We start from the raw sequence: 23,100 nt of genomic DNA, 5'->3' as shown, positions 1-23,100 counted from the left end.
GCGCACCGCCGGAGCCCGGTCCGGACCGGCGCTCCGTGCGGCGCCCGGTGCGGACCGGCATGACCTGGGGCGCGCGGCTGCTCGTCGGCGGGCTGGTCATGCTCGTCGCGGTGGTCGGGGTGACCGCGCTGCGGGTGTGGCAGGTCGCCCGGGTCGACGACCAGCGCCCCAGTGACGCGGTCGTCGTGCTCGGCGCCGCCCAGTACAACGGCGAGCCCAGCGCGGTGCTGGCCAACCGTCTCAAACACGCCGAGCAGCTGTGGCGCGACGGCGTGGCCCCGCGGATCGTCACCGTCGGCGGCGGGCGGACGGGGGACCGCTACACCGAGGCGGAGGCCAGCCGGGACTGGCTGATCGAGCAGGGCGTGCCGTCCTCGGCGGTCGAGGCCGTGCCCGAGGGCGCGGACACGCTCGGCAGCCTGCAGGCGGTCGCGGCGACCGCGCGGCAGCAGGGCTGGTCCTCGGCGCTGCTGGTGTCCGACCCGTGGCACAGCCTGCGGGCCCGCACCATGGCCCGCGACGCCGGGCTGAAGGCCTACACCTCCCCGACCCGCAGCGGCCCGATCGTGCAGACCCGTGAGACGCAGCTCCGCTACATCTACCGCGAGACCGGTGCGCTGTTGTTCTACGAGCTGACCCACGCCTCGGTCGACACCGCGAGCAGCGGTCTGGGATGAGCGTCCAGCACGCCCCGGCCGATCCGGGCTACACCGCTGCCGACGCGGAGCGCCGCCACCCCGAGGCCCCGAAGGGGTCCGGGCTGGGGGAGCGCGGCCGCGTCGAGCGGCGCAGCCCCTACTCCCGGGACCGGGCCCGGGTGCTGCACTGCGCGGCGCTGCGCCGGCTCGCGGGCAAGACCCAGGTGGTCGGGCCGGGGGAGGGCGCCGAGGTCAGCGGCATCCCGCGGACCCGGCTGACCCATTCGCTGGAGGTCGCTCAGATCGGCCGCGGCGTCGCCGAGGAGCTGGGGCTCGACCCGGACGTCGTCGACGCCGCCGGGCTCGCCCACGACATCGGCCACCCGCCGTTCGGGCACAACGGCGAGCGGGCGCTCGACGTCGCGGGTGCGGAGTGCGGCGGGTTCGAGGGCAACGCCCAGACCCTGCGCATCCTGACCCGCCTGGAGCCGAAGGCACGCTCCGGCGACGGTCTCGTCCCCGGTGGGCTCAACCTAACCCGGGCGACGCTGGACGCCGCCACCAAGTACCCGTGGGCGCGGCGCGGCGCGGAGCGCAAGTTCGGTGCCTACACCGACGACCTGCCCGCCCTGGAGTGGCTGCGCGCCGGGGCCCGGCCGGGGGTGCGGAGCATGGAGGCCCAGGTCATGGACTGGGCCGACGACGTCGCCTATTCGGTGCACGACGTCGAGGACGCGGTGCACGCCGGCCGCATGGACCTGGCCGTGCTGTCCTCGCCCGCGGAGCGGGCGGCGCTCGCGGTGGAGGCGTCGCTGCGCTTCGGCGAGGACGAGGGCGCCTGCGCCGAGGCCGCCGCCCGGCTCGACGCGCTGCCGGTGGTCCGTGCGGTCCGCGGGTTCGACGCCGCCACCGCCGCGGGCGACGACCTGGTCGCGATGAAGCGGATGACCTCCGAGCTGGTGGGCCGGTTCGCGCTGGCCGCCACCGACGCGACCCTGGACACCTACGGCGACGCACCGCTGGCCCGGCACCGCGCCGACCTGGTGGTCCCGGTCGTCGCGGCGGCGGAGGTCGTGGTGCTCAAGGCGCTGGCCACCCGCTACGTGATGAGCGACCCGCGGCGGCTGGAGATGCAGTCCCGCCAGCGCGACCTGCTGCACGACCTCGTCGCGGCGTTGTGCGCCCGGGGGCCCGGTGCCCTGGACCCGGCCCGCGCGGAGGACTGGACGGCCGCCCCCGACGACCGGGCGCGGCTGCGCGTCGTGATCGACCAGGTCGCGACGCTGACCGACCCGCAGGCGCACGCCTGGCACCGCACGCTCTGCCGGCCCTGAGACCACACCGGCCCCGGGACGCCGACCGGCCCCGCCGCCCGGTCGGACGGCGGGGCCGGGTCGGCAGGGGTCAGCGCAGGGTGACCGCGGGCTTCGCCGCGTCGGCCTCGCTGGTCACGGCGCGGGTCGGGCAGGTCCCGAGAACCCTGTCGATCGCGTCGCGCTCGGCGCTGGTCACCCACAGCTTGTACTTCTTCTTCACCGCGACCTGCCGCGCGACATAGGCGCAGCGGTAGCGGTTGTCCGGCGGGAGCCAGGTCGCGGCGTCGCCGTCGCTCTTGCGGCCGTTGGTCGGGCCGTCGACCGCGATCAGGTTCAGCGGGTCGTTCCCGATCTTCTCCCGGGTGGTCGCGTCGAGCTGCTGGGCGCCCTTCTGCCAGGCGTCGGACAGCGCGACGACGTGGTCGATCTGCACCTTCTCGCTGGTGCCCTGACCGCGGGTGAAGGAGATGGTGGTGCCGGTGTAGGAGTCGCGCAGCGACCCGGTGAGCACGACGCAGTCGTGGGTGCCCGCCTTGAACGTCTCGCGGTCCATGTCCCGGGCGAGGACCTGGTTGCGCTGGTCACAGCCGTCGCGGTCGATGTCGGTCCAGCGGCGTCCGAACTGCTCGCGGGTGTAGCCGGTCTTCGGCGCCCGGCCCTTCACCGCCAGCGTCTTCAGCGTCGTCGACGCGCTGCCCGCGGCCGCGCCCTCCACGGTCCCGGGTGTCACCGGGGCAACCACACCGACGTCGACGGCGCCGGTGTCGAGCGCCGCGTCCAGCACGTCCACGAACGACCCGGGGGATCCGCACCCGGCCATGACCATCATCGTCGCCAGAAGCCCGGCGACCCGCACACCTCGTACACGCACGCCGTAGATGGTCGCGAACGCGCGCGCCGGAACCGCGCCAACACGCCGCGTGTTCGTCACTCAGGGTGAAGTAGCTTGCCAGGAGGCTCCCGGTCCGTTCACAGGGTCGGGGCGGACCGCGGGGGCGTGATCACGCTCATCGACCTGTTGTCCACCACGGCCGGGGTGGCCGGGGGAACGCTCGGGGTACTCGTGCTCGCGCTCGTCGAGATGACGCCATGGCCGGCCCGGCACGCCCAGGACGGGCTGCCCGCCCGGCGCGTGCCGGGACGGGCAGGGCAGCCCGCCTTCCGCGCAGAGCGGTGGCCCGGACCCGGGCGCGGTGACGGCTGCGGCCGCCCGGTGCCCGGGCCCGGCAGTCGGCCGGGCCCGGGCACGGGGGTCAGGTGCCGATCCTCGGCCGGTCGGCATCGTGCCCGGACTCCACGGTGATCGTCCGCGGCTTGGCCGCCTCGGCGACCGGGATGCGGATGCGCAGCACTCCGGCGTCGTACGACGCGTGGATGGCGGACGTGTCGAGATTGTCGCCCAGGAGCAGCTGACGGGCGAACACGCCGTAGGCCCGCTCGGAGGCGACCCACTCGACCTGGTCGGTGGTTCCGGTGTGGGTGGGCCGTCGTTCCGCCTTGACCGTCAGGGTGCTGCGCTCGACGGAGAGCTCGACGGCGTCCGGGTCGATGCCGGGCAGGTCGAACTCCACGACGAACTCGTCACCGTGACGCCAGGCGTCCATCGGCATCGCCGCCGGGCGCGACCAGGTGCCACCGGACTCGAACGCCTGCGCGGCGAGCCGGTCCAGGGCCCGGAACGGGTCGGTACGCAGCAGCATCGTGAACCACTCCCTTCCAGCCGTGCCGGTTCGCGACCGGCTGACTGACTCCTCGTCGTCCTTCGTCGGATCGGTACTCCGGAGAGGAGCTCCGGATATATCTAGTTATAGCTTGAGATTTTTTGCTGTCAAGCGATCGGGGGCGCGGCGTCGCCGAGCTCGGTCTGCAGCTGCGCGAGCTCCGTGCGCAGCCGCTCGATCTCGCGGTGCGCGGCGCCGAGGCGGTCCTCGCTGTCGGCGAGCTCCCCACGCAGCCGGTCGATCCACGACGCCGACCCCAGCGGGTGTCCCTCGTCCAGCAGGGTGCGCAGGCGGGCGGCCTGCTCCAGCTGGTTGCGCGAGTAGCGGCGGTGCCCGCCGGCGGAGCGGTGCGGATTCACCACGCCCGCGCTGTCCAGGCTGCGCAGGAAGGCGGGCTCGACCTCCAGCAGGTGCGCGGCCTGGCCCATCGCGACGGTCGGGTAGTCGGGGTCGTCGAGTCGGTCCAGTGCCATGGTCGGTCCTCCCTCGCGGCCCGCGGCGCGCTCCCGGACACCCGGGCCGGTCGTCCGTCGACCCCGAGTGTAGCCACTCAGTGGCGAAAACTTGTACTATTCGCTACAGATATGAGGGAGACGACGATCCGGGAGGAGAGCGTGATGAACGAGAGCAGGGTCCGCACCGACCGTCCCCGGGAGAACGTCCTCCGCATCCGCGTGGAGGGCGAGCTGGACGCGGCGGCGGGCGCGTCGCTGCTGCGTCAGGTCGATGCGCACCTCGCCGTCGCCGGCGCCGGGTGGGTGCCGGTGCGGCACGTCCTCGTCGACCTGGGCACCGGGGTCACCGCGCGCGGGGCGCGGGCGCTGCACCACCTGCGGCACGTGGCGCGGAACCGCGGCCTGGACGTCCGGCTGATCGGCGCCGCACGCGTCGCGCCGCGCATGGTGCCGGGCGCCCGCGCGGTCCTGCACGGGATGCGCAACCACCCGGACCTGTCCTCGGCGCTCGCCGAGCTGGAGCCGCCGGCCGTCGTCGCGGCCTGACCGGACCGGGGTGAGGCTCCCGCCACCCCGGCTTGCCCCGATCGTTAGCACTGCGATGGAGTGAGGGTGTGACCTCCTCGCGTTGGCTCGTCCCGGTGCTGGCCGTGCTCTTCGTCCCGCTGTGGGCGTCCGGCTTCATCGCGGGCAAGATCGCGACCGGGTCGACCGACGTGCCCGCGGTCCTGTTCTGGCGGTTCGTGATCGCGCTGGTCGTGATGCTCGCCGCGGTCGCGGTGCTGCGACCGGGCCTGCCGCGCGGCCGGTCCTGGCTGCACCTCGCGGTCACGGCGTTGCTGCTGCAGGTCGGGCAGTTCACCTTCGTCTACAGCGGGCTCGCCTCCGGCGTCCCGGCCGGGCTGTCGAGTCTCATCCTCGGGATGGCGCCGCTGCTGGTCGGACTGCTGACCCCGTTGCTGCTGGCCACCCGCCTGGGCGTCGGACCGGTGCTGGGTCTCCTGATCGGCGCCACCGGCGTCTACGTCGTGCTGGCCGACGACCTCGGCGCCGGTCTCGGCGGCAACCTCGTCTTCCCGGTGCTGGGCATGCTGTCGCTGGCGGCCGGCACGCTTTACCAGAAGCGGTTCAACGACAGCACGCCCGTGGTGACCAGCGTCGTGGTCCAGATGGCGACCTCGCTGGTCGCGACCCTGGTCGCCTGGCCGTTCCTCGGTGCGGACTGGCTGCCCCGCGCGCCGTCGGGCTGGGCGGCCGTGGCCTTCCTGGGAGTCGTGAACTCGGCGGGCGCCTTCGTGCTGATGTTCGTGCTGCTGCGACGCCGCTCGACGGTGTTCGTGTCGTCGCTGCTCAACCTGGTCCCGGCGACGACGGCGCTGGTCGCCGTGCCCGTGCTCGGCGAGCCGCTCACCGTGCAGGCGGTGCTGGGCCTGGGCATCGCCCTGGTCGGCATGTTCGTCGGGCTGGGCCGGGTGCCCGGCCTGCGCGGCCGCCGGGTGGTCGCCGACGCGGCCGTCGCCGCCCCGTCCGGGCAGCCGGACGGAGACGCCGTCGCACCGGCAGCGGGCGGACCGGGGCGCCGGGCCGGGGGCGCCTAGACTGGCCGGCGTGGCAGGACGGATCCGGGACGCCGACATCACCGAGGTCCGCAACCGCACGCGGGTCGAGGAGATCGTCGAGGAGTACGTGGCCCTCCGCCGCGCCGGGGCGGGCTCGCTGAAGGGCCTGTGCCCGTTCCACGACGAGAAGTCCCCGTCGTTCACCGTCCGCCCCTCGCACGGCACGTTCCACTGCTTCGGCTGCGGCGAGCACGGCAGCGTCATCGACTTCGTCATGAAGATGGAGGTCATCGGGTTCCCCGAGGCCGTCGAGCGGCTCGCCGAGCGGTGCGGGGTCCGGCTGACCTACGAGGGCGGCGGGTCCTCGGTGCAGCGCGACCGCGGCACCCGCAGCCGCCTGCTGGAGATCAACAAGAAGGCCCAGGCGTTCTACGCCGAGCAGCTCGCCACCCCCGCGGGCCGCGCGGGCGTGCAGTTCCTCGCCGACCGCGGCTTCGACGCCGCGGCCGCGGAGAAGTTCGGCTGCGGCTACGCCCCGGCGGGCTGGGACACCGTCACCAAGCACCTGCTGGCACAGGGCTACCAGCTGGACGAGCTGATCAAGGCCGGCATCTCCAAGGAGGGCAGGCGCGGCGCGATCGACCGGTTCCACCGGCGTCTGCTGTGGCCGATCCGCGACCTGGGCGGCGACGTCGTCGGCTTCGGCGCGCGCCGGCTGTTCGACGACGACGGCATCGAGGCCAAGTACCTCAACACCTCCGAGACGCCGGTCTACCGCAAGACCCACGTGCTGTTCGGCCTCGACCAGGCCAAACGGGAGATCGCGAAGACCCGGCAGGTGGTCGTCGTCGAGGGCTACACCGACGTCATGGCGATGCACCTGGCCGGGGTGACCACGGCGGTCGCGTCCTGTGGCACGGCGTTCGGCAGCGAGCACGTCTCGGTCATCCGCAGGCTGATCGGCGACGACTCCTTCGACCGCGGTGAGGTCGTGTTCGTCTTCGACGGCGACGCGGCCGGTCAGAAGGCCGCCGAGAAGGCCTTCGACGGTGACCAGAGCTTCGCCACGCAGCTCTACGTCGCCGTCGCGCCGGACAACCAGGACCCGTGCGACCTGCGCCTCGGGCACGGCGACACCGCGGTGCGCGACCTCGTCGCCCGCCGGGAGCCGCTGTTCGAGTTCGTCATCCGCACCGAGCTCGACAAGCTACAGCTGGACACCGCCGAGGGCCGTGTCGCCGCCCTGCAGCGCTGCGTACCGATCGTCGCGAAGATCAAGCGGGAGGACCTGCGCGACGAGTACGCGCGGCGCCTCGCCGGCTGGGTCGGCTGGGACGACATCGCCGTCGTCGTGCGACGGGTGCGCGAGAGCGCCGGCGTGTCGCCCGAGGGGGGCCGCTCCCGGCGCCGCGCCCCGCTGCCCGCCCCGAAGCGCGACGACACCCAGCTGCACCTGCAGCGCGAGGCGCTCAAGGCGGCCCTGCAGATCCCCGGCGTCGTCGGACCCGGCTTCGACGAGCTGCCCGAGGCCGGGTTCACCCATCCGCAGCTGGCCGCGGTGCACCGGGCGATCATGGCCGCGGGCGGGGTGTGCGCCGGGCTGGACGGGTCCGACTGGCTCGACGCCGTCGTCGCCGAGGGCGCGGGCGACGACGTCAAGCGCCTGGTCAGCGAGCTGGCCGTGGAGAACCTGGAGCTCCCCAAGCGCAACACCGACGAGGTCCGCTACGTCAACGGCGTCCTCGCCGGGGTCCGGCTCGGCCTGGTCGAGCGCGAGATCGCCGACCTCAAGTCGCAGCTGCAGCGCACCAATGCCGAGACCGACCATGACGAGTACATGGACCTGTTCGGCGTGCTCGTCCCGCTGGAGCAGTACAAGATCCAGCTGCGCGAGCAGGCGTCCGGGGTCGCGTCGTGACGGGTTTCTGGGCACGGCTGCTCGGCCGCGAGCCGGTGCCCGACGCGGTCGCCGACGCCCTCGCCGACTCCGAGGCCGTCGTCGCCACCGCGCAGGCCCCGGACGGGATGCTCGTGGTCACCTCGTGGGGGATCTGGCCGCCCGGCGGCGAGCGGCTGGGCTGGCACGAGATCGCGAAGGCCACCTGGGACAAGACCAGCCTGGTCGTGACACCGACCTCGGCCGAGCAGATCGCCCCCGGCACCGAGCTGCTCGCCGACGGGCGCCCGCTGCGGTTCCGCCTCGTCGAACCGGGGAAGGTGCCGCAGGCCGTGCAGGAGCGGGTCACCCAGTCCATCCGCACCCGCAACCGGCGTGAGCTGCCCGGGGGAGGGGTCTGGGTGCTGCAGCGCCGGGTCCCCGGCCGCGACGGGCTGGTGCTGCAGGTCCGGCCCGACCCGGGGACCGATCCGGTCGCCGCCCGGAGGCTGGCGGAGGGCATCGCCGCACGCCTCCCGGAGGAACCGTGACCACGACCAGCTGGGACCCGGAGCTCTACCGCGCCTTCGACGACCACCGCTCGCGCCCGTTCCTGGACCTGCTGGCCCGGGTGGGCGAGACCGACCCCGCGCTGACCCGGGTCGTCGACGCCGGCTGCGGGCCCGGCCACCTGACCGGGCTGCTCGCCCGTCGGTGGCCGACGGCGACGGTCGAGGCGTTCGACTCCTCCCCGGACATGGTCGCCGCGGCCCGCGCCGCCGGCGTCGACGCCACGCAGGTCGACGTGCGCGACTGGACCCCGCCCCGCGACACCGGGGTGCTCGTGACCAACGCGGTGCTGCAGTGGGTGCCGGAGCACCCCGACGTGCTGCGCCGCTGGACGGCCTCGCTCGCGCCCGGCGCGTGGATCGCGGTGCAGGTCCCCGGCAACTTCGACGCCCCCTCACACGTGCTGACCCGCGAGGTCGCGACGCTCCCGCAGTGGCGGGACCGGATCCTGCTGCGCGGCACCGAGACCGTGCTCGACCCGCTCGGCTACGCCGACATCCTGGCTGCCGCGGGCGCCGACGTCGACGCCTGGGAGACGACCTACCTGCAGCGGCTCGACGGCGACGACCCGATCCTGCGCTGGATCTCCGGCACCGCCCTGCGCCCGGTCCGCGACGCCCTCGACGACGACGCCTACGACGCGTTCGTCCGCGAGCTCGCGCCCCGGCTGCGGGCGGCCTACCCGCCGAGCGCCGACGGCGGCACCTGGTTCCCGTTCCGCCGCGTCTTCGCGGTGGCCCGCACACGCTGACCCGCCCGTCCCGTGGCCCGGGGACGGGTCACGGGACGGGGCGAGCCCTCAGTGCCCGGTGTTCTGGCCGCCGCGCACCTTGTCGAGCGCACCCTCCACGCCCGCCCGCGCGACGCCCGCGGCGCCCTGCACCGCGGGGTGGTCCGCCGCCCGGTGATAGGCACGGACGAGCTGTTCGTAGCGCTCGTGACCGGCTCTGGTGCCGAGGACGTACCCGACGGCGACACCCACGAGGAATTTGACCATTCCCCTCACCTCCGACCGCGACCGTACCCGGACCGCGGCCGCTGTCCGACCGCCACCCGGATGGGGCTCCGACCTGCGGGAACAGCGGCCGAACGGGGGGTTGCGAGAGGGCTGTACGGGGTGTTGTAGAGTTCTTCTCGTCGCCGGGAACACCACCTGGAACGGCGTGAACGGTCCTCCGTAGCTCAATGGCAGAGCACCCGACTGTTAATCGGGCGGTTATTGGTTCGAGTCCAATCGGAGGAGCTTTCCCGAGGTCAGTGATGTGACCCGGGTAGCGACTCAAGATCGACCCCCAGGAAACCCCCACCAATGGGCTCCGGGGGGTCGACGTCGTTCCGAAGACCTCCAGACCTCCTTCGCCCCGCTCGCGGCCACCGTGCGCCCGTAGTAGAAGTCCTGAGTCATCGAGATCGTCGAGTGGCCGAGCTGGTCCGCGGCCTGGCGGGCCGAGAGTCCGGCGTCGGCCATCAGCGGCGCGACCGTCTCGCGGTACACATGCGAGGTCACCTGACCCCTTGATGCGGATGACCGTGCCCCGCACCTCCACGGTCCCGGTCCCCAGATCGAGCGCATCCCAGGTGACCGCGGTCGCCTCGCCGATCCGCAGGCCCGTCGCCAGCCTGACGTCGGTCAGCTCGACCAGGTCGAGGTCACGGCACTTCTCGTCCTCGTGCAGCGTGACCCGCAGCGCGTCGTGGCGCACCGCGAGCCCGACCATGCCGCTCAGCACGGTGCGCACGGTCGTGGCCGCCGCGCTCCCGTGACGGTCGTGCACCTCGATCACGAGCCGGTCGAGACGGCCGGTACTCAGCTCCCGCACCCGGAGGCGTCCGAGCCCGTCGCGCACATGTCGAACCGGAGCCGGTAGAGCGCGAGCGTGTTCGGCGACCGCCTGCACAGCGAGACCGCCCGCTCGATCTCCGACAGCCACAGCACACCCAGCTCACGAATCGTCGAGTCCGCGGAGATCTCCCCGCTGCGCGTCGCACGGCCCCGGTCACGAAGCGCTGCGAGCGACGTCTGCTCCGCGCCGGCCGAACTGGACCCCACCCGCTCCACGTGCCGGATGACGCCGTCATGGTCGCGGAACTGCGTCCGGGCCCGGTACCGCTTCGGGCCCAGCTTGTAGATCCGGATGCGGCCGTGCGTGCCGATCAGTAGGGGAGGGCGGGCCATCACGCCACCTCGTCCCGCAGCGACGCGACCCACTGGCGGACGTCGTCGGGGATGTGGCGGAGCATCTTGCCATCCGTCGGCCGCGGGGTCCCCAGCCCTGGCAGCGCCAGCGGTAGAGCGCCGGGGCGGGGATGCCGAGTGCGATCTCTCGTTCCGCGTTGTTGCGGTGCCCGATGTGGACCACCGACCAGTCGTTGACCACCAGCACCGCCCCGGGCTCGGTGGGGGTGTCAAGGGCGGCGAGGGTCTCCCCGAGTCGGTAGGTGCGTCGGTCGCCGCGGATCGCGCCGAAGGTGGTCGGGTAGGGGCGGGACGTGGTGAGGAAGTGGCCGCGGAACCCGAGCATGTGCGCCCACGGGCGCAGGATCAGCCCCTCGTACTCCTCGCGCCCGCCGCCGCCGCGCTCCCAGGCCGTCTCGATCAGCCGCCGGTGGTGCGGGGGTGATGTCGAGGCGGTCGAGGTGGGCGATGTCGCGGATAGGTCGGACGGTGGTTTCGCTCTTGCCGGTGCCCTTGGTGGCGTACTTGGCGACGTAGGCGGCCAGGGCGGAGTCGGTGATCTCGCCGTCGTCGTTCGCGGCCGGAAGTAGTGGATCGTGTCTCCGCGGATTCCGGGTTCGGGGTTCAGTGAGGTCTAGTTCAAGGACGGGGCCCGGCGCTGTCGTAGTAGTGGCGCCGCGCGGCCTTGACGACCTGAAGAGCGGGCCCGGCGGCGTGGTCAACGTTGAGGGGCGGGTGCAGGATCCCAATGATGTGGGCCTCCACTTCGTGCGGTGTCGGGTACTGACACCAGGAGACGCGGAGGTTGTCGCCCATCCATTCGGTGAGCCGGGCTTCGTCGTCGTCGACCAGGACGACTCGGTCGGTCCAGCAGGTCCGGTATCCCTGCTCATCGAGCAGAAGGCCGGCGAGGGTGCGCCGGAGGGTCGAGCTGCCGCTTCGGCGGAGGTGGTTCGAGGCGAGCCGGGAGCGGAGCTTCGTTGCGAGGCCGACGTAGAGCAGCCGGAGATCCGGCACCGTGGAGTGGGCGGGGCCGACGAGCTCGGGCAGGATTGCCGGTGGAGCCCACCAGGCGTAGAGGCCTGGAGCCGACGGCGCCTGCGTTCGGACCTCCTCCGTGCGAACGGGGGTCGCGAGCAGCTCGTCGACGACGGAGCGGATCGGCGGGAGAGCGGTTGACATCCTCGCAGTCTGCCGGGGGCGGCCAGAAGGCCACACATGTTCGTCAGCCCTTCGTCAGCGCGCCCACCACCTGCGACAGGCAACGACAGGTGCCCGGCCACGGTCACCCAGCTCAGACCCTGTGCGATCGCGAACACCGCAGGTCCGCGGATCGTGCTGATTCGTTCCGCTTCAACGTCTGGATGGGGGCGAAACCCGCCCGCGGTTACGAGTTGTTGCTGGGGTCGGTCGCGCCGCCGACGGACTCGATGATGTCCGGGATCTCCTGGCGTGGGCCGGTGGTGAGGTCACCAGGTGGGCAGAACACGAGGTTGCAGCCGGGTGGGGCGTACGGACCGATCCCGATGCCGTTGCCGAGGATCTTCGGATCGAGGTAGTTGGCGGGATCGAGGTTCGGGCTCGCCGCATCGGCGACGTACGGCCCGGGGTCGGGGACGTCTTGGTCGCGGACTCCGCGCATGAGGATGCGGAAGAAGTTGTAGTACAGGTCCGCGCTGGGGCTGGCGCTGGCGATGGCCTGCGGGTCGGGTGCCTTGTCGCCGAGGACTCCGGTCCAGGTGACGGTCATGTCGAGGCTGGGGATGATGAAGTTGTTCTGCTGCAGGGCTCCGACCATGGCGTACATGTCCCGGGGCGCGCTCGGGGTGAGCTGGTGGTCCAGAACTCTGCTGGCGGGGATGTCGGTGGTCTTACAGGTGTCGCCGCGGTTGGTCCAGAAAAGCAGTCCGTAACAGGGGTTGGGCGCGGAGGGGACGCTCACCTGTTCGACGTAGTCGGCCGGGACGACCTGCTCACCGTTCCAGCGCCCGCCGTTCTGCATGAGCAGGCCGAGGCGGGCGAACTGCTCGCTGGGGATGAACAGGTTCGCGTAGCCGTAGGTGTTGCCCGAGCGGTCGCGCAGCCAGAAGTAGCTGCTGCGGTCGATGCCGACCGGGTCGAACAGGTTGTCCTGGACGAAGTCCTGGAAGTCCTGTCCGACGGCGCGGGCGACGACGAAGGCGACCAGGTCCGGGGTGCGCTGGCTGTAGTCGAAGTTCGTGCCGGGCTCGTGAGTGATCGGCAGGGCGAGTGCCTGACGTGCCACATTCGGGTCGTTGCCGACCGTGGCGAACTCACTGAGGATCGCCTCGTCCAGCCCGCCGGCCTCGTTGAGCAGGTTGCGGATGGTGATCGCTCGGTGCTCGGCGTCGCCCCAGCCGGGCCCCTCGGGTAGGTACTTGCCGATCGGGTCGTCGAGGGCAAGCTTGCGCTGACCGTAGGCGACGCCAGTGGCCATCGACACGACGCTCTTGGTCGAGCTGAACACGTTGAACGGCACGTTCTGAGTGGCCGGGTCCAGCGGTCCGGTCCCGACCAGACAGTTGTTGCGGTAGATCCGCACCGAGAGCCGCATGTTCGCCTGGGCGTAGGCCACGGCATCGCGCACGGCGGCCGGGTCGAGTTGCTGGGCGCCCGGGTCGGAGCGGCCTGGTGCGGCCGAACCGGACGGCAACGGGCAGGCGGTCGAGGCATCTGCGGCCGGGGCCGGGTCGGCCTGGGCCTGCCCGACCATCACGAGGCCGGCCAGTGCGGCGCAGGTAGCTGCTGCGGCCAGCGGCCGTACCGCTGCCTTCTTCATCATGCCCGTCCTCCTCGACCGGTGATGGCCTTCACTGAGTCAGAACGAGCGGTATAACTCAGGGGATACGGGTGGGCCGTAGATTGGCTCCATGAGTCCGGCCGAGGAGGGCGCCCGCACCCGCAACGGGATGCGGTGGCGCACCGACGATCTCCTCGACGCCGCCGTCCTGGTCTTCGGCGAGAGTGGCTATCACGGCGCGACGATGAACGCGATCACCCAACGGTCCACGGCCACCAAAGCCACGTACTACAGCCGGTTCGGCAGCAAGGACGACCTCTACACCGCGTGCCTGCACCGCGAGGCCGAGCGAATGCGCGTCCACCTGGTGACCGCATACGAGTCCGCCGACGTACTGAGCGTGTCCGAGCAGCTCGAAGGCGACATGCTCGCCTTCTTCCACCACGCCGCCACGAACCCCGCCGGCTTCATGTTGCTGTTCGGCCCCGAGGCCGCCGGACCCGCCGCACGCATCCGTCAGACGCTGCTCGACACGATCCGCGATGAGGTCGCGCGGCGGGTCCGCCGGACCCTCGACGCTCGCCACCCGCACGCCTCAGCCTCCGCCGACATGATCGCCGCGATGATCATCGGTGTAGCCGTCCATGGCACATACCAAGCTGTCGTCGTCGAACGAACGAGCCCGGAACGAGCCGGCGCGATGGCAAGCTCGTTCGTCATCGCCGCCTTGCGCAACATGGAACCCGGGGCAATTGTCTACACAACCGGGAGCACGGCGATCGAGTGACCGCCCCAAGGCAACCGTCTCGCGACGGCGCAGACCAACTCGGACATCGGCGGCCGCGCCACCAACACGAACGGCTCCGGGAGTCGATCTCGTTTACACCTCGCAAGTGCCTAATGCAACGGGGTGGTCCGTTCGGCCGATGTCGGGGGTAGATGCCCCTACGCATGACGGAGTCGGTCGTGGCGCTCTTCAAGCTAGACGAAGCCGTCGCAGCTCAACGAGAGGCTGAGAAGGTCCGCCGCTCGGCGGAGCGAGCGCAGCAACAGTCACAGCAGGCTGCGGAGCGGGAGCGTCAGCGGGTGGCGGACCAGCAGTGCAAGCAGGAGGAGACGTACCGCCGCTCGCCGAGCGGGGAGCCGACGTCCGCGAAGCGGAGGGCTGACCGCCGCGCGCGACGGTGCACGGGCCCGCCGGGGCGGTGTAACGCGATACCGCGGCGATTCGACATCGGGGCCGCAATCACCCACACCGGACGTGGAGGACCCGCGATGTCGAACCTCGTGCTCAAGCTCGCCCAGGCGATCGGGATCGTCGTGCTCGCCGTCCTCGTCGTCGGCACGGTGATCGGCGTCCTGCAGTGGCTCGTGGTCGCCGCCGGTCTGGTCGCGCTGCCGGTGGCGGGCATCTGGTTGTACTTCCGCCTGTCCGGCCGCTCGACGGCGCGCCCCGCGCGGCGGTCGGCCCCGCGGCCGACCCGCGCCGACCGTGCAGTCACGGCCCGCCGGGCCGAGTTGGAGGGCCGGGCGGTCTACGACGCGGTGGGCCGCTGCGGGTGGTGCGGGTCGGGGACACGACACCAGGACCGTTACGGGTTCCCCGCCACGCCGCTCGCGTTCCACCGCAGCGAGATCGACGCGATGCTGTAGCGGTCTCACCCCACGTCGCGCGCCCGGATCCCCGCCTCGTGCGGATCCACCTGCTGATCCTCGGGTGACAGCGCGAGGGTGAGGACCCGCGTCGGGTGGATCCGGATGATCGGTCCCGACCTCGTCGTCTGCCCCGCGGAGTCCGTCGGCTCGGTCAGCGCCTCGCCCCGTCCCCGGATCTCGACGAACCGCACCCGCCACGGGTCGGTCGACAGCACGTCGTCGACGACGAACGCGACCTGACCGTTGGCGGCGACGTTGCCGAACTTGCGGCTGCGCTCCATCCGGAACCCGCCCACGTCGATGGTCCCCAGCGTCGTGTTGACGCCGAATCCGACCGGGTTGACCTGCAACGTCCCGTCCGGTCGGGCGGTCGCGAGCCGGCCGATCCGCTGGCCGCGCAGGTAGCTGATCTCCTCGTCGGTGAACATGCCGGCGACCGTAGGAGCTGGAGTCGGGTCGAGGTCAAGCCGCGGTCGCCCGGGCGACCGCGGCACGCGCGTCGGCCACGGGGACCCCGAGGGTCAGCAGGTGCCCGAGGGCGACGTCGGCCTCGTCGCCGTCCCACCGCCCGTCCTGTGCGGCGTGCTGGTAGGCCATCGACCCCGCCTGCAGTACCTCGGCCAGCACCGGGGCCGCGACGTGCCGGGAGAACACACCGGCCCGCTGCCCGTTCTCCAGCAGCCGGATCATGATCGTGTGGAACGGCGCCATCGCGGCGCGGATCTCGTCGTCGGCGGTCCGGCGGGCCAGTGCGATGACCGGGCCGTAGCGCCGCGACGTGCTCCAGGTGCGCAGGAGGGTGGCCGCGAGCTCGCCGGCCGGGTCGGGTGCGTCGGGGTCGACCTCCCCGATCTGTCCGACGAAGTCCGCCGACGCCGCCCGGACGAGTGCGACCACCAGGTCGTGACGGCTGGTGAAGTGACCGTAGACGGTGCGCCGGACGACGCCGGCGCGGGCCGCGACCTCGTCGAGCGAGGCGTCCGGGTCCTCGCGCAGCACGGCCTGCGCGGCGTCCAGGATGGACCGCCGGTTCCGCTCCCGGGCCGACGGCCGACGTTCCGTCCCTTTCCTCACGGGTGCATTTTTGCACGAGGAGTGCAATCCTGGCGAGAGCCGAGGTCACCCAGGACGAGGAGCCGACGATGACGATCGACCACGACACCCGGCCGGTGGTGCTGGACCAGGACTTCTTCGACGATCCCGATGAGCTCTACCGCGAGCTGCGCGACGCGCGTCCGGTCACCCGTGCGACCGGCCCGAACGGGCTGACGTTCTGGATGATCACCCGCTACGACGACGCCCGCGCCGCGCTGAACGACCCGCGGCTGCGGAAGGATTCCCGGCGGCTGCCCGAGGTGCTGCAGCGGCACGGCGCGACCTCGTTCCGCCAGTTCGCCGACTCGCTCGTCGGGCACATGCTCAACGCCGACCCACCGGACCACACCCGGCTGCGCAAGCTGGTCGGGCGGGCGTTCACCGTCCGCGCGATCGCCCGGCTGCGGCCGCGGATCGAGCAGATCGCCACCGAGCTCGCCGACGCCGCCGAGCAGGCGGGTCCCGAGCTGGACCTGCTGGACCACTTCGCGTTCCCGCTGCCGATGACGGTCATCTCCGAGATCCTCGGCGTCCCGGGGGAGCGGCGCGAGGACTTCCGGCACTGGTCGAACCTGCTGCTCTCCAGCGGCCCCGACGAGGAGCGCGCCGCGGCCGCCGCGTCGATGGCGCAGTTCCTGTCCGAGCTCGTCGCCGACAAGTCCGCCCACCCCGGCGACGACATGCTGTCCGAGATCGTCCGCGCCTCGGAGGACGGCGACTCGCTCAGCTCCACCGAGGTCACCGCGATGGCGTTCCTGCTGCTGGTCGCCGGGCACGAGACCACGGTCAACCTCATCGGCAACGGCATGCTGGCGCTGCTGCGCGACCCCGACCAGCACGCCCGGCTGCGCGCCGACCCCGACCGGGTGCCGCAGGCGGTCGAGGAGTTCCTGCGCTACGACGGACCGGTCAACCTCGCCACGATCCGCTTCACCGACGAGCCCGTCGAGTACTCCGGTGTGACGATCCCGGCCGGCGAGGTCGTGCTGGTCTCACTGATCGGGGCCAACCGCGACCCCGGGCGCTACCCGGACCCGCAGCGGTTCGACCCCGATCGCGACACCTCCGGGCACCTCGCTTTCGGCTACGGCATCCACCACTGCCTCGGCGCCCCGCTGGCCCGCCTCGAGGCCGACGTCGCGTTCCGGACGCTGCTCGCGCGGTTCCCGGACATGGCGCTCGCCGGCGCCCCCGGGCAGTACCGGGAGAGCACGCTGATCCACGCGCTCACGGCGCTCCCGGTGCGCCTGAACGCATGACCGGCACCCGGGTCAGCCCGCGCTGAACTGCTCGCTGCCGATCACCCGGAGCAGCTCCAGGCGTCGTCCGGTCTCGCTGCGCGGCGCCGCGGTGAGTACGAGCAGCGCCTGGGACCGGTCCTCGGTGAACAGCGCCTGGCAGTCCACCTCCAGCTCGCCGAGCTCGGGGTGCAGCAGCGTCTTGTGGTCGGCGAACCGGCGCCCGACCTCGTGCAGCTCCCACAGGGCGGTGAACTCGGGGCTGCGCTCCGACAGCACCTCCACCAGCTCCCCGGCCCGCGACCGGGGCCCCAGCATCGCCAGTGCCGCCCGCAGCGTCGCCACCTGCGCGCGGCTCTGGCGGGGCCGGTCGTCGGGCGGATACATGCGCCGGGCGTCCGGGTCGGTGAACCAGCGGAAGACCTCGCTGCGGGCGAGCCCGGTGTGGTGGGTGTGGTCGCCGAACAGCGCCCGGGCCATGTCGTTCTGCACGAGCGTCTCGCCGAGCACGGTCAGGATCAGGGCCGGGCTGTCGTGCAGCCGGTCCAGCACCCGCAGCAGTGCCGGGGCCACGTGCTCGGACACCGGGCCCGACGCCGGCGCGTTGCGGCCCGCGCACCGGAACAGGTAGTCGCGCTCCTCGGTGCCCAGCCGCAGCGCCCGGGCCAGCGACGCCAGCATCTGCTCACTCGGCTGCGGGCCGCGCTGCTGCTCCAGCCGCGTGTAGTAGTCGGTCGACATGACCGCGAGCGTCGCGACCTCCTCGCGACGCAGCCCCGCCGTGCGCCGGCGCGGCCCGTCGGGGAGCCCGACGTCGCCGGGGCGGAGGCCGGCGCGGTGCCGGCGCAGGAAGTCGGCCAGGGCTGCTCGGTCCACGGCATCGAGTATCCGTGGGCACCCGCCGGGCAACCAGGGACCGGCGATCCCCCGATGACCGGTCTCTGCCGTCGGGTCCGCCGCGCGGCGACGGTGGGGACATGCAGATCACCGGACGCACCGTCTTCATCCCCGGCTCGACGAGCGGTATCGGACTCGCCATGGCCCTGGCGCTGCACGAGCGCGGCAACACCGTGGTCCTCGGCGGCCGGCGGCGCGACCTGCTCGACGAGCTCGTCGCCGCCCACCCCGGCCTCGACGCCGTCGAGATCGACACGGCCGACCCGGCGAGCGTCACGAAGGCCGTCACCGAGGTCCTCGACCGGCACCCCGACCTCGACGTGCTCGTCGCGATGGCCGGGATCATGCGGGTCGAGGACTGGCACAGCCCCGAGGGCTTCCTCGCCTCGGCCGAGCAGGTCGTCACCACCAACCTGCTCGGCCCGATCCGGCTGATCGGCGCGCTCGTGGAGCACCTGCGGGGACGGCCGGTCGCGTCGGTGGTCACCGTGTCGTCCGGTCTGGCCTTCGTCCCGCTCGCCGCGACGCCCAGCTACAACGCCACCAAGGCCGCGGTGCACATGCTCACCGAGTCGCTGCGCCTGCAGCTCGCCGACACCAGCGTCGAGCTCGTCGAGATCGTGCCGCCGTCGGTGGCGACGGAACTGATGCCCGGCCAGCAGGACAGCCCGATCGCGATGCCGCTCGACGACTTCGTCGCCGAGGTGCTGACCCTGCTCCAGGCCCCGACACCGGGCGGGGAGGTGCTCGTCGACCGGGTGCTGCCGCTGCGCCACGCGGAGGCCCGCGGCGAGTACGCCGAGGTCGTCGCCCGCCTCAACGCGGCCGACCCGCACTGACCACCACGCCGTACCCGACCGTCCACCCGGAACAGGAGACACCCGTGCCGTTCGCCAACCTCAAGGTCCCGGCGGGCCTGCTCGACGCCGACGCCAAGCGCGAGCTCGTCGAGAAGGTCACCGACCTCTACGCCGCCACCTTCGGCGACGACGTCCGCGCCAACACCATGGTCCTCGTCGACGAGGTCGCCGATGGCGGCTGGGGGATCCGTGGGCAGGTCCTGACCCTCGCCGACCTGCGGGGACGGTGACCGTCCGGCCCGCCGCCCCCTGGACGCGGTCCGGTCCCGCGTCCGTCCGGGGCGGGCGGCGCGGCCCGTAGGCTGACCGCGCGACGACGGGGGAGGGCGCCATGACGGCACCGGGCCGGGCTCGGCAGGAACGGATCTACCGCGAGGGCGTCTCCGGCGCCCGTCCCCGGGTCCCGACCGGTCCCGACGAGCTGGAGCGTCGCGCGCGGCGGGCCATGAGCCGGCGCGCCGACGCCTACGTCACCGGCGGCGCGGGCGCCGAGACCACGATGCGCGCCAACCGTGCGGCGTTCGCCCGCCGGGAGATCGTGCCGCGGGTGCTGCGCGACGTGGGCGAGCGCGACCTCACCGTCGAGCTGTTCGGCCGCACGCTGCCCGCCCCGCTGCTCCTCGCCCCGATCGGCGCACTGGACCTGGTCCGGCGCGGCGCCGACCTCGCCGTCGCCCGCGGAGCCGCGGCCGCCGGGGTCCCGATGGTGATCTCGAACCAGGCGGGGACGCCGATGGAGGACATCGCCGCGGTCGGCGGCCCCACCTGGTTCCAGCTGTACTGGTCCACCTCCGACGAGCTCGTCGACAGCTTCCTGCGCCGCGCCGAGGCCTCCGGCTGCGACGCCGTGGTCGTCACCCTCGACACGACGATGCTCGGCTGGCGCCCCCGCGACCTCGACCTGGGCCACCTGCCCTTCGCCCGCGGCATCGGGATCGCCCAGTACACCTCCGACCCGGTGTTCCGCGGCCTGGTGGAACAGACCCTCGCCGCGCCGTCGGCCGGGGCGCCGCCGAGGGTCACCCCGCAGGCCGTGCGCACCCTGCTCGAGATCACCCGCAACGCCCCGGGACGGTTCCGGGACAACCTGCGCTCGCCCGTCCCGCGGGCGGCCGTGGAGACCTTCCTGCGGGTCTACTCGCGACCGCGGCTGTCCTGGGAGGACCTGGCGACCCTGCGCTCGCGGACCCGGCTGCCGATCCTGCTCAAGGGGGTCCTGCATCCCGATGACGCCCGCCGTGCCGCCGACGCCGGTGTGGACGGTGTCGTCGTGTCCAACCACGGGGGCCGCCAGATCGACCACGCGGTCGCCTCGCTGGACGCGCTGCCCGGTGTCGTCGACGCCGTCGGCGACGCGCTGCCGGTGCTGCTCGACTCCGGGGTGCGCACCGGGGCCGACGTCGCGACCGCGGTCCGGCTCGGCGCCCGCGCCGTGCTGCTGGGGCGCCCGTTCGTGCACGGGCTCGCCCTGGACGGGGCCCGCGGCGTCGCGCAGGTGCTGCAGAACGTCGTCGCCGAGCTCGACCTGGTCTGCGGGCTGGCGGGGGCCACCACCCCGGCCGGGATCGAGCTGCGCGAGCGTCCCTGACGGGGCACCCGGCGGTGCGGTCCGGCGCGCCCGCCCGCCCGGGTCGTGGCACGGTCGGAACATGACGCGCACGACGGCCACCCGCACCCGGCAGGACGTCGCCCGCCTCGCGCTCGGCGCGATGCTGGTGTTCGCCGGGACCTCGCACCTCACCTTCGCCCGCCGCGAGTTCCGTGCCCAGGTCCCGCCGTGGGTCCCGATGGACACCGACGACGTCGTGCTGCTCTCCGGGGCCGCCGAGATCGCGCTCGGCGCCGCGCTGGCCGGCCTCCCGAAGGAGCGCCGCCGGGTCGGCGGCCTGGCCGCCGCGTTCTTCACCGCGATCGTCCCCGGCAACGTCTCCCAGTACCGCAACCGCGTCGACGGGTTCGGTCTCGACACCGACACGAAGCGCGCCGCGCGGCTGGCCGGGCAGCCGCTGCTGGTGGCGTGGGCGCTCTACGCGGGCGGGCTGATCCCGCGCCGGTGAGCCGGTGCCGGTCCGTCGCCGGTCGACCGTCACGATCACCGGATGGACGCGATGGTGCGGATCGGGCTCGTCGAGCTCGCTCTCGGTGCGATGCTGGGCTGGCGGTGGTCGTGTCGGTGACCCGCCCCGACGCGTGGCGGCGGATCGGGATCGTGGAGCCGCGCCGGCTGCTGCAGGCGCATCTCGACGTCGTGTTGATGGGGCTGATCCTGGTCGCCGTCGGGCTGGCCGCGCCGGAGCTGCCGGGCTGGCTCGTGGCGGTACTGGTGTTCGGGACCTGGGTCAACCCGGCGCTGTTCGTGCCGATGGCCTGGAGACCGGACGTCGTCCGGCACCCGGTCTTCCGGGTCGTCAGCGGACTGTCTTTCGTCGCGACCAGCGGCGGGCTGGTGCTGGCCGCGATCCTCGGCTGAGCGCGCCGGGGGCCCGGAAAAACGGGCGAACGGGACGCCCGACGCGACGCGCCGGTACCCGATCGCACGTCGCCTGTAGCACGGCGGGCTCTGGTGCGGCTAATGTCCACCCCGTAGGAACCGGCAAGACGCGAGGAGACATCCGGATGCCACAGGGAACCGTCAAGTGGTTCAACGCGGAGAAGGGGTACGGGTTCATCACGCCGGACGGAGGCGGGCAGGACCTGTTCGTCCACTTCAGCGCGATCCAGTCCTCCGGATACCGCAGCCTCGACGAGGGGCAGACCGTGACCTTCGAGGTCACCCAGGGTCAGAAGGGTCCGCAGGCGGACCAGGTCGTTCCCACCTGACCGCCTGATCCGACGCCGACGCCCGGGGTGCTCACGCGAAGCACCCCGGGCGTCGTCGTGTCGGGGGTCAGGACGCCAGACGGGTCTCCAGCCCGGCGACGACCAGCTCGACGCGGCTCAGCGTCCAGCTGCGCGGTGGGTCGTCGATCCGGTCGCGGAACACCGCCCGGATCTGGGCGTCGAACGGCTCGGCCGACTCCAGCACCTGGTCGCGCCGGCGCGCGTCCCCGGTGCCGGAGGAGCTGGCCGTCAGCCACGGCTGCATTCCCATGTGGATGGCGGTCGAGGCGCCCAGCGCCGCGTCCTCGGCGGTGAAGCCCGCCTCCAGCAGCCGGTCGGTCAGTCGCCGGAACGCCGACATCATCGCGTCGGGTGACTCCGGCAGCCGCACCATCGCGGGGGCGAGGCCCGGGTGCTCGGCCATCACGTCGAACGTCGCCGCCGCGAACGCCAGCATCTGCTCCTGCCACCGGCCCTCGTCGGTCGCGGGGAAGACGTCGTCGGTCACCACGTCGTCCACCAGCGCGGCGACGAGCGCCTCCAGGCTGGGGAAGTGGCGGTAGAACGTGGAGTACTTCACGCCGACCCGGGCGGTCACCGCGCCGACCGTCAGGTCGGAGAAGCCGAGCTCGCGCGCAGCGGCCAGCAGTGTCGCGCGGTCGGTCAGTGGCGGACGGCCGGTGCGCCGTGCCGGTCTGCTCTCGGTCTCGGTCACGCCCGCATGCTACTGCCCGTGCCCACGTCCGGGACAGGCTAGTCGCGGTTGGTCTGACGACTACCTGTGACCTGGCCCATCTCTGGTTCGTTGAGCGGTCGTTCGTTCGGCCGGACGGCCGTGCGGTGGTCTCGCAAAGCGGATCGATCACGACGGAGTGTCACGGCGGAACGGATGCTCCGGCGACGATCCGGCCCAGGGTGCGCAGGCTCGGCGAGCCGGGGTCCCAGTAGCCGCCGTGCGCGGCGGCGAACGCGGACTCGTCGTTCGGGGTGGCCGGGTCGTCCGGGCGCGGGAGCGCCGACCCGGGGGCCGAGTCGAACACCCGTGCACCGAACCCCGGTGCCGCCGGGTCCGGGCCGTGCAGGAGCCCGGTCGGGGCGAGACCGCGCGAGGTCGCGAAGACCTCGACCCCGGGCACCCGGCCGATCGGGTCGTGCCGCGCGGTCGTCGCCCAGACGTGCCCGGGTGCGCTGCCGAGCTCGGAGGCGTGCCCCGTGCCGGTCCCGGGGCTGCCGACGAACACGACGTCGTCGGCGTCGAGGCCGCCGCCCCGGGCGGCGTTCCCGAGCACCGTCGAGCCGTAGGAGTGCCCGACGACGGTCAGGTGCACCGGTCCGGCGTGCCCGGCCCGCAGGCCGTCCTGGAAGGACCGCAGGTCCCCGGCGGCGGCGCGGGCGGCAGCGGGGTCCGCCGCCGCGAGCAGGTCCGGGGGAGCGTCGTAGCCGGTCCACAGGACCGCGGCGA

The 23,100-nt window shown here is 72.9% G+C and carries 29 protein-coding genes and 1 tRNA gene; 17 read left to right on the top strand and 13 right to left on the bottom strand.

The window, feature by feature from the left end; genetic code table 11:
- Positions 1–59 precede the first annotated feature (59 nt).
- Together GTW08_RS28645 and GTW08_RS28640 are read left to right on the top strand one after the other, a co-directional pair.
- A complete protein-coding gene (locus GTW08_RS28645; RefSeq protein ID WP_062404469.1) occupies positions 60–677 on the top strand; it encodes a YdcF family protein in 618 nt (205 codons plus the stop codon).
- Positions 674–1,972, top strand: coding sequence for a deoxyguanosinetriphosphate triphosphohydrolase (locus GTW08_RS28640; RefSeq protein ID WP_073577979.1), 1,299 nt, complete (start codon positions 674–676; stop codon positions 1,970–1,972). Before GTW08_RS28645 ends, GTW08_RS28640 begins: the two co-directional genes overlap by 4 nt.
- Positions 1,973–2,042: 70 nt before the next feature.
- Here the strand turns inward: GTW08_RS28640 and GTW08_RS28635 are convergent, their stop codons facing one another.
- The 3 genes from GTW08_RS28635 to GTW08_RS28625 all read right to left on the bottom strand — a co-directional run bounded on the left by GTW08_RS28635 (position 2,043) and on the right by GTW08_RS28625 (position 4,148).
- Positions 2,043–2,825 (bottom strand): HNH endonuclease family protein, encoded by a 783-nt coding sequence (locus GTW08_RS28635; RefSeq protein WP_304580209.1) that lies wholly within the window; start codon positions 2,823–2,825, stop codon positions 2,043–2,045.
- Positions 2,826–3,207: 382 nt separating this feature from the next.
- The gene (locus GTW08_RS28630) at positions 3,208–3,654 is read right to left on the bottom strand and encodes an Hsp20/alpha crystallin family protein (protein WP_073577978.1); all 447 of its coding nucleotides are present in this window, start codon (positions 3,652–3,654) and stop codon (positions 3,208–3,210) included.
- Positions 3,655–3,782: 128 nt separating this feature from the next.
- Positions 3,783–4,148 (bottom strand): MerR family transcriptional regulator, encoded by a 366-nt coding sequence (locus tag GTW08_RS28625; RefSeq protein ID WP_073577977.1) that lies wholly within the window; start codon positions 4,146–4,148, stop codon positions 3,783–3,785.
- A gap of 144 nt (positions 4,149–4,292) precedes the next feature.
- Here GTW08_RS28625 and GTW08_RS28620 point away from each other — a divergent pair, with 144 nt between their 5' ends.
- The 5 genes from GTW08_RS28620 to GTW08_RS28600 all read left to right on the top strand — a co-directional run bounded on the left by GTW08_RS28620 (position 4,293) and on the right by GTW08_RS28600 (position 8,886).
- A complete protein-coding gene (locus GTW08_RS28620) occupies positions 4,293–4,676 on the top strand; it encodes a hypothetical protein (protein WP_073577976.1) in 384 nt (127 codons plus the stop codon).
- 68 nt (positions 4,677–4,744) lie between these two features.
- Positions 4,745–5,728, top strand: coding sequence for a DMT family transporter (locus tag GTW08_RS28615; protein WP_073577975.1), 984 nt, complete (start codon positions 4,745–4,747; stop codon positions 5,726–5,728).
- A 10-nt stretch (positions 5,729–5,738) separates the two neighbouring features.
- Positions 5,739–7,607 (top strand): DNA primase, encoded by a 1,869-nt coding sequence (dnaG, locus tag GTW08_RS28610; protein ID WP_073577974.1) that lies wholly within the window; start codon positions 5,739–5,741, stop codon positions 7,605–7,607.
- Positions 7,604–8,116, top strand: a complete 513-nt coding sequence (locus tag GTW08_RS28605; RefSeq protein ID WP_073577973.1) for a hypothetical protein — start codon at positions 7,604–7,606, stop codon at positions 8,114–8,116. The genes dnaG and GTW08_RS28605 overlap by 4 nt, the downstream gene beginning before the upstream one ends.
- Entirely contained in the window at positions 8,113–8,886 is a 774-nt protein-coding gene (locus GTW08_RS28600) for a trans-aconitate 2-methyltransferase (protein ID WP_073577972.1), read from the top strand. The genes GTW08_RS28605 and GTW08_RS28600 overlap by 4 nt, the downstream gene beginning before the upstream one ends.
- A gap of 48 nt (positions 8,887–8,934) precedes the next feature.
- On the opposite strand, the gene GTW08_RS28595 is transcribed toward GTW08_RS28600, so the two are convergent.
- On the bottom strand, positions 8,935–9,132 hold the full coding sequence (locus tag GTW08_RS28595; protein WP_073577971.1) for a hypothetical protein: 198 nt from the start codon (positions 9,130–9,132) through the stop codon (positions 8,935–8,937).
- Between the two features lie 174 nt (positions 9,133–9,306).
- On the opposite strand from GTW08_RS28595, the gene GTW08_RS28590 reads away from it, so the two are divergent.
- Positions 9,307–9,378, top strand: a tRNA-Asn gene (locus GTW08_RS28590).
- 564 nt (positions 9,379–9,942) lie between these two features.
- On the opposite strand, the gene GTW08_RS31265 is transcribed toward GTW08_RS28590, so the two are convergent.
- The 4 genes from GTW08_RS31265 to GTW08_RS28575 all read right to left on the bottom strand — a co-directional run bounded on the left by GTW08_RS31265 (position 9,943) and on the right by GTW08_RS28575 (position 13,114).
- Positions 9,943–10,311: a hypothetical protein gene (locus GTW08_RS31265; protein WP_174565918.1), complete on the bottom strand. Its 369-nt coding sequence runs from the start codon at positions 10,309–10,311 to the stop codon at positions 9,943–9,945.
- Positions 10,211–10,732 (bottom strand): replication initiator, encoded by a 522-nt coding sequence (locus GTW08_RS33120; RefSeq protein ID WP_346009987.1) that lies wholly within the window; start codon positions 10,730–10,732, stop codon positions 10,211–10,213. The genes GTW08_RS31265 and GTW08_RS33120 overlap by 101 nt, the downstream gene beginning before the upstream one ends.
- Positions 10,733–10,950: 218 nt before the next feature.
- Positions 10,951–11,493: a GIY-YIG nuclease family protein gene (locus GTW08_RS28580; protein ID WP_161152776.1), complete on the bottom strand. Its 543-nt coding sequence runs from the start codon at positions 11,491–11,493 to the stop codon at positions 10,951–10,953.
- Between the two features lie 205 nt (positions 11,494–11,698).
- A complete protein-coding gene (locus GTW08_RS28575; protein ID WP_237454279.1) occupies positions 11,699–13,114 on the bottom strand; it encodes a serine hydrolase domain-containing protein in 1,416 nt (471 codons plus the stop codon).
- 88 nt (positions 13,115–13,202) lie between these two features.
- On the opposite strand from GTW08_RS28575, the gene GTW08_RS28570 reads away from it, so the two are divergent.
- Together GTW08_RS28570 and GTW08_RS28565 are read left to right on the top strand one after the other, a co-directional pair.
- A complete protein-coding gene (locus GTW08_RS28570; RefSeq protein ID WP_083658041.1) occupies positions 13,203–13,859 on the top strand; it encodes a TetR/AcrR family transcriptional regulator in 657 nt (218 codons plus the stop codon).
- Between the two features lie 488 nt (positions 13,860–14,347).
- Positions 14,348–14,725, top strand: coding sequence for a hypothetical protein (locus GTW08_RS28565; RefSeq protein WP_073574059.1), 378 nt, complete (start codon positions 14,348–14,350; stop codon positions 14,723–14,725).
- Between the two features lie 5 nt (positions 14,726–14,730).
- On the opposite strand, the gene GTW08_RS28560 is transcribed toward GTW08_RS28565, so the two are convergent.
- Together GTW08_RS28560 and GTW08_RS28555 are read right to left on the bottom strand one after the other, a co-directional pair.
- A complete protein-coding gene (locus GTW08_RS28560; protein ID WP_073574058.1) occupies positions 14,731–15,156 on the bottom strand; it encodes a PPOX class F420-dependent oxidoreductase in 426 nt (141 codons plus the stop codon).
- Between the two features lie 34 nt (positions 15,157–15,190).
- The gene (locus GTW08_RS28555) at positions 15,191–15,802 is read right to left on the bottom strand and encodes a TetR/AcrR family transcriptional regulator (protein ID WP_073574057.1); all 612 of its coding nucleotides are present in this window, start codon (positions 15,800–15,802) and stop codon (positions 15,191–15,193) included.
- A 68-nt stretch (positions 15,803–15,870) separates the two neighbouring features.
- Between GTW08_RS28555 and GTW08_RS28550 the strand changes: the two genes are divergently transcribed.
- Positions 15,871–17,082, top strand: a complete 1,212-nt coding sequence (locus GTW08_RS28550) for a cytochrome P450 family protein (protein ID WP_073574056.1) — start codon at positions 15,871–15,873, stop codon at positions 17,080–17,082.
- A 12-nt stretch (positions 17,083–17,094) separates the two neighbouring features.
- On the opposite strand, the gene GTW08_RS28545 is transcribed toward GTW08_RS28550, so the two are convergent.
- On the bottom strand, positions 17,095–17,937 hold the full coding sequence (locus tag GTW08_RS28545) for a helix-turn-helix transcriptional regulator (protein ID WP_073574055.1): 843 nt from the start codon (positions 17,935–17,937) through the stop codon (positions 17,095–17,097).
- A gap of 101 nt (positions 17,938–18,038) precedes the next feature.
- Here GTW08_RS28545 and GTW08_RS28540 point away from each other — a divergent pair, with 101 nt between their 5' ends.
- The 6 genes from GTW08_RS28540 (at position 18,039) to GTW08_RS28515 (ending at position 21,638) form a co-directional block, all read left to right on the top strand.
- The gene (locus GTW08_RS28540; RefSeq protein WP_073574054.1) at positions 18,039–18,797 is read left to right on the top strand and encodes an SDR family oxidoreductase; all 759 of its coding nucleotides are present in this window, start codon (positions 18,039–18,041) and stop codon (positions 18,795–18,797) included.
- Positions 18,798–18,841: 44 nt separating this feature from the next.
- On the top strand, positions 18,842–19,048 hold the full coding sequence (locus GTW08_RS28535; protein WP_062401599.1) for a tautomerase family protein: 207 nt from the start codon (positions 18,842–18,844) through the stop codon (positions 19,046–19,048).
- Positions 19,049–19,149: 101 nt separating this feature from the next.
- Positions 19,150–20,406, top strand: a complete 1,257-nt coding sequence (locus GTW08_RS28530; protein ID WP_073574053.1) for an alpha-hydroxy-acid oxidizing protein — start codon at positions 19,150–19,152, stop codon at positions 20,404–20,406.
- A gap of 61 nt (positions 20,407–20,467) precedes the next feature.
- A complete protein-coding gene (locus GTW08_RS28525; protein WP_073574052.1) occupies positions 20,468–20,875 on the top strand; it encodes a hypothetical protein in 408 nt (135 codons plus the stop codon).
- A 116-nt stretch (positions 20,876–20,991) separates the two neighbouring features.
- Positions 20,992–21,288 (top strand): hypothetical protein, encoded by a 297-nt coding sequence (locus GTW08_RS28520; RefSeq protein ID WP_202417827.1) that lies wholly within the window; start codon positions 20,992–20,994, stop codon positions 21,286–21,288.
- A gap of 146 nt (positions 21,289–21,434) precedes the next feature.
- Complete coding sequence (locus tag GTW08_RS28515; protein ID WP_020624259.1) at positions 21,435–21,638, top strand: cold-shock protein; 204 nt, start codon at positions 21,435–21,437, stop codon at positions 21,636–21,638.
- 67 nt (positions 21,639–21,705) lie between these two features.
- Here GTW08_RS28515 and GTW08_RS28510 read toward each other — a convergent pair whose 3' ends face one another.
- The gene (locus tag GTW08_RS28510; RefSeq protein WP_073574051.1) at positions 21,706–22,353 is read right to left on the bottom strand and encodes a TetR/AcrR family transcriptional regulator; all 648 of its coding nucleotides are present in this window, start codon (positions 22,351–22,353) and stop codon (positions 21,706–21,708) included.
- A gap of 160 nt (positions 22,354–22,513) precedes the next feature.
- The coding region (locus tag GTW08_RS28505) for an alpha/beta hydrolase (protein ID WP_237454278.1) at positions 22,514–23,100 on the bottom strand (587 nt) is incomplete at its 5' end.

Origin of the sequence: Pseudonocardia sp. SID8383 (assembly GCF_009864975.1) — a bacterium.
Lineage (GTDB): Bacteria > Actinomycetota > Actinomycetes > Mycobacteriales > Pseudonocardiaceae > Pseudonocardia > Pseudonocardia alni.
Note: the sequence above shows the minus strand (reverse complement) of the source record. Positions and strands in the feature narration are given on the sequence as shown.

Excerpts from the sequence above, each read along its gene's own strand:
- GTW08_RS28630 (WP_073577978.1), bottom strand. The coding sequence starts at position 3,654 with ATGCTGCTGCGTACCGACCCGTTCCGGGCCCTGGACCGGCTCGCCGCG.
- GTW08_RS28560 (WP_073574058.1), bottom strand. The coding sequence starts at position 15,156 with ATGTTCACCGACGAGGAGATCAGCTACCTGCGCGGCCAGCGGATCGGC.
- GTW08_RS28640 (WP_073577979.1), top strand. The coding sequence starts at position 674 with ATGAGCGTCCAGCACGCCCCGGCCGATCCGGGCTACACCGCTGCCGAC.
- GTW08_RS28525 (WP_073574052.1), top strand. The coding sequence starts at position 20,468 with ATGACGCGCACGACGGCCACCCGCACCCGGCAGGACGTCGCCCGCCTC.
- GTW08_RS28625 (WP_073577977.1), bottom strand. The coding sequence starts at position 4,148 with ATGGCACTGGACCGACTCGACGACCCCGACTACCCGACCGTCGCGATG.
- GTW08_RS28530 (WP_073574053.1), top strand. The coding sequence starts at position 19,150 with ATGACGGCACCGGGCCGGGCTCGGCAGGAACGGATCTACCGCGAGGGC.
- GTW08_RS28620 (WP_073577976.1), top strand. The coding sequence starts at position 4,293 with ATGAACGAGAGCAGGGTCCGCACCGACCGTCCCCGGGAGAACGTCCTC.
- GTW08_RS28595 (WP_073577971.1), bottom strand. The coding sequence starts at position 9,132 with ATGGTCAAATTCCTCGTGGGTGTCGCCGTCGGGTACGTCCTCGGCACC.
- GTW08_RS28570 (WP_083658041.1), top strand. The coding sequence starts at position 13,203 with ATGAGTCCGGCCGAGGAGGGCGCCCGCACCCGCAACGGGATGCGGTGG.
- GTW08_RS28515 (WP_020624259.1), top strand. The coding sequence starts at position 21,435 with ATGCCACAGGGAACCGTCAAGTGGTTCAACGCGGAGAAGGGGTACGGG.
- GTW08_RS31265 (WP_174565918.1), bottom strand. The coding sequence starts at position 10,311 with ATGGCCCGCCCTCCCCTACTGATCGGCACGCACGGCCGCATCCGGATC.
- GTW08_RS28575 (WP_237454279.1), bottom strand. The coding sequence starts at position 13,114 with ATGATGAAGAAGGCAGCGGTACGGCCGCTGGCCGCAGCAGCTACCTGC.
- GTW08_RS28565 (WP_073574059.1), top strand. The coding sequence starts at position 14,348 with ATGTCGAACCTCGTGCTCAAGCTCGCCCAGGCGATCGGGATCGTCGTG.
- GTW08_RS28645 (WP_062404469.1), top strand. The coding sequence starts at position 60 with ATGACCTGGGGCGCGCGGCTGCTCGTCGGCGGGCTGGTCATGCTCGTC.
- GTW08_RS28540 (WP_073574054.1), top strand. The coding sequence starts at position 18,039 with ATGCAGATCACCGGACGCACCGTCTTCATCCCCGGCTCGACGAGCGGT.
- GTW08_RS28550 (WP_073574056.1), top strand. The coding sequence starts at position 15,871 with ATGACGATCGACCACGACACCCGGCCGGTGGTGCTGGACCAGGACTTC.
- GTW08_RS28580 (WP_161152776.1), bottom strand. The coding sequence starts at position 11,493 with ATGTCAACCGCTCTCCCGCCGATCCGCTCCGTCGTCGACGAGCTGCTC.